Origin of the sequence: Bathymodiolus azoricus thioautotrophic gill symbiont (assembly GCF_001298715.1) — a bacterium.
In the GTDB taxonomy this organism is placed as follows: Bacteria; Pseudomonadota; Gammaproteobacteria; order PS1; family Pseudothioglobaceae; genus Thiodubiliella.
Genome location: NZ_CDSC02000014.1, coordinates 1 through 3353, shown reverse-complemented (window position 1 = coordinate 3353; position 3353 = coordinate 1). Strand labels below are relative to the sequence as shown.

Annotated in this window: 5 protein-coding genes; 3 read left to right on the top strand and 2 right to left on the bottom strand. The window is 31.9% G+C overall.

All coding sequences use genetic code 11. The annotated features are described in order from the left end of the window. Positions 1–104: 104 nt before the first annotated feature. Positions 105–275 carry a hypothetical protein gene (locus BAZSYMA_RS09755; protein ID WP_195910022.1) on the bottom strand — a complete coding sequence of 57 codons (171 nt, stop codon included), beginning with the start codon at positions 273–275 and terminating at the stop codon, positions 105–107. A gap of 483 nt (positions 276–758) precedes the next feature. Here BAZSYMA_RS09755 and BAZSYMA_RS00320 point away from each other — a divergent pair, with 483 nt between their 5' ends. After that, on the top strand, positions 759–1127 hold the full coding sequence (locus tag BAZSYMA_RS00320; RefSeq protein WP_195910021.1) for an NgoBV family restriction endonuclease: 369 nt from the start codon (positions 759–761) through the stop codon (positions 1125–1127). A gap of 121 nt (positions 1128–1248) precedes the next feature. Here the strand turns inward: BAZSYMA_RS00320 and dcm are convergent, their stop codons facing one another. After that, the gene (dcm, locus tag BAZSYMA_RS00315; RefSeq protein WP_090714370.1) at positions 1249–2547 is read right to left on the bottom strand and encodes a DNA (cytosine-5-)-methyltransferase; all 1299 of its coding nucleotides are present in this window, start codon (positions 2545–2547) and stop codon (positions 1249–1251) included. 73 nt (positions 2548–2620) lie between these two features. On the opposite strand from dcm, the gene BAZSYMA_RS00310 reads away from it, so the two are divergent. Both BAZSYMA_RS00310 and BAZSYMA_RS00305 read left to right on the top strand, forming a co-directional pair. Further along, the gene (locus BAZSYMA_RS00310; RefSeq protein WP_090714367.1) at positions 2621–2815 is read left to right on the top strand and encodes a hypothetical protein; all 195 of its coding nucleotides are present in this window, start codon (positions 2621–2623) and stop codon (positions 2813–2815) included. Positions 2816–2962: 147 nt separating this feature from the next. After that, on the top strand, positions 2963–3353 hold a 391-nt coding region (locus tag BAZSYMA_RS00305; RefSeq protein WP_143243031.1), incomplete at its 3' end, for a hypothetical protein.

Here is a 3353-nt window from a genome sequence, read left to right as displayed (position 1 = left end):
TTGGTGCTTTTTGATTAGTGACAAGACGCAAAGCTTTGTCTTTGGCAATATGAACAGTATCGTTTAGACATTCACCGCCCTCATGTTGGCTCAGTACCAAGGTATTAATTAAAGGTTGAGGCTTTAAAGGCGCAGTTACTGCCCGATGCGGGGAAGCGCTGATCTATTGTTTTTGATAAATCCAATACTCGGATAGTATGCGCTAGTGTAATAAGCCCAATACGAGAGGTCAAAAGTTCGTTAATTGTATCAAGCTTGTAGTTTAAAATGTTCATAAACGCATAAAGTTTGGTTGGTTAATGAGAGGTTTGGTTGCCTTTGGTTTTCACCCAATGGGTGAAGCGGTTTTTTGGTTTTTATTTTTGGATTGGAGATTCTATTGTTTTTTTAAGAAAATAATATGGAGTGACAAAGTTCTAAGGCTTACTTATTTTTGAGTGGTGATGGGTTTTGGATTGATTGATAGAGGTGGATTTGATAGGATAGATGCGAATTTACAGAAAGAAGTTTGCTTGACCTGCCAGTTGGGGTTTGTGTGTTTCTTTAATTTTTATTTTTGGATTAGGGGAATAAATCTAATTTTAGTTTAAAATTTAAAGTTTTCAATATATTCATAATTAAACATATGTACCATACAGAAGCAAATAAAATCTACAAGGAATTGTTAAATCAGCTTCCGACATTTAAGGGAGGGACTTCGTTCAATATTGGAAATATTAAAATAGAAGTTCAGGGAAAAGATGGGTTGGGAGGTCTTATTGAAGAGTGGCTTGGAGTATGGGCAAAGAAAAACTAATTTCAATATAACTGACCCAAAAGAAAACGGTAATAGTCAAGAATTTCCAGATTATTATATCGGCGATGATAAGGATCTTTTAGAAATAAAATCTTTTGACGCCTCTGCTAGTGCAAACTTTGATTTAGCAAATTTTGATTCTTATTGTAGATCTGTCGCAGACTCACCTAAAAGAACAAATGCCGACTATCTTATTTTTTCATATACACTCAATGGATCAAAACTAAATATTCAAGATATATGGATAAAGAAAATATGGGAAATAACCTGCCCATCTGCAAAAATCCCTTTAAAAAACCCAAGTAAAAAAGGATGTGATTTACAATATTAGACCATCTAGTTGGTATGCTAAAAACCCTCAATTTAAAAGTTTTACAACTAAAGAAGAATTTATAAACGCCTTATTTAATACACAGCAAGAATATAAGAGCTTTAGTTATCTAGAAGATTATCTAAAAAATACCATCTAATACCTTAACCGAAACATTTTTAACCACAGGAACAACGACTGTATTACCTATTAAGTCATATAGTTTATTACTCTCTATGTTAGATGTATAGTTATCAGGAAAACCAAATAAGCGGAAACATTCTCTAGTAGATAATCTCCTAATATAATTATTATCAATAACACCAATTCTATTTGTTTCTGTGGCAACAATAGTTGGCGTTATGCAATCCGAACCCAAAATTTTATTCAACTCAAAACTTAATTTTCCAGCGACCAAATTATATCCTTTAGCGGCACTAAACTTGTATTCTCGCTTTGTACTGCCATCGTCTAATCTTATTAAATCTTTAGGGTGTTCAAATCTTAAATATTTTTTATCAACCATATCATCAAGCATTTCTTTTAAATTGCCTTTATCGTGATTTTTATAAAAAGAATATATCTCATTTAGGGTTAAAGGCATTCCATCCATCCAAACAATTCCTTTAGATTCTGCCCATTGTTTTTTCCTTCTTTCTTTAAGCAAGGTGTTTAATATTTTCTTTTGTTCCTTGGTTAGTTTCCCCTTTAATTCCAAGTCCCAACTATGAATATTGTTCGCACCACCTCGCTTATCTTTAATGGCTTTCCCTTTTAACTCCTCAGCTGAAAAAAATTTCAATAATTTTTTTGTAAAAGCAGTTTTTAAAGGTTGTAAATTAGTTTCTTGAATATCTCCAAATACCTTAGTTTTTGTTTCAAAAGAGGTCAAATGGATTTTGTTTATTTTATTCCCAACTATATATACCCTTTTTCTAGACTGAGGCACTCCAAAAAGTTTGGAATCTAGAACTTTCCAAGACACTTTATAATTTAACTCATTTAAAGTTTTTAGAATTATTTCTAAAGTATTTCCAATAACATCTGTTTTGTTTTTTTTATCGTGGACAACCAAGCCTTCAACATTTTCTAAAATAAACCCAGTCGGCTTTTTTTCTTTTAGAATCCTAACTATATCGAAAAATAAAGTTCCTCGTATATCATTAAAACCTTTTCTTTTTCCTGCGTTACTAAACGCTTGACAAGGAAATCCACCTAATAAAAAGTCAAAATCGGGGATAGACTCTTCATCTATTTTTGTTATATCACCATGTACATTTTCGTTATTAAAATTATGTTTATATATGTCTATTGCATATGGCTTTATTTCTGATGTAAACACACATTCGTGTTCAATTTTCAACTCATTACAAGCCTGTTCGAAGCCCAATCTAGTTCCACCTAATCCAGCAAATAAATCAATAAATTTAATTTTGTTCATAATTTAATTATAATTGCCATTTAAATTACAATCATTATACATTTTATTGTAGTCAATCATTCATTTACTTTTTATGAAAATTTATACACCTGAAGAAGTACTAATTAAGATAAAAAAAATCACTAATAAAGAGTTGGACAGTCAATTGTCTAATGACCTAGAAGTATCAAAACAAATGATTTCACAATACAAAAATAAAAAAAATATTGATTTACAATTAAAAATTATATCCCTATTAATTCATATTATAGAAAATAAACCAAAATAGTAATTCCCCTAATCCAAAAATAAAAACCAAAAAAAAACACGCAAACTCCAACTAGTACAATGATTTCAACCAAAAAACAGTTTCACCTATTAGGTGAAAACCAAAGGCAACCAAGCCCCTCATTAACCAACCAAACTTTATGCGTTTATGAACATTTTAAACTACAAGCTTGATACAACCAACGAACTTTTGACCTCTCGTATTGGGCTTATTACACTAGCGCATACTATCCAAGTATTGGATTTATCAAAAACAATAGATCAGCGCTTCCCCGCATCGGGCAGTAATTGTGCCCTTAAAGCCTCAACCTTTATTAATACCTTGGTACTAAGCCAACATAAGGACGGTGAATGTCTAAACGATACTGTTCATATTGCCAAAGACAAAGCTTTGCGTCTTATCACTAATCAAAAAGCACCAACCCCACAAGTTATTGGCATTTGGCTTAGACGCTTAGGCAAAGACAACCAAGGTGTTAAAGCCCTGCAAAAGGCAAACAAAACGCTCTTGAATTTACAGAAAGAAATTACAGCACCCA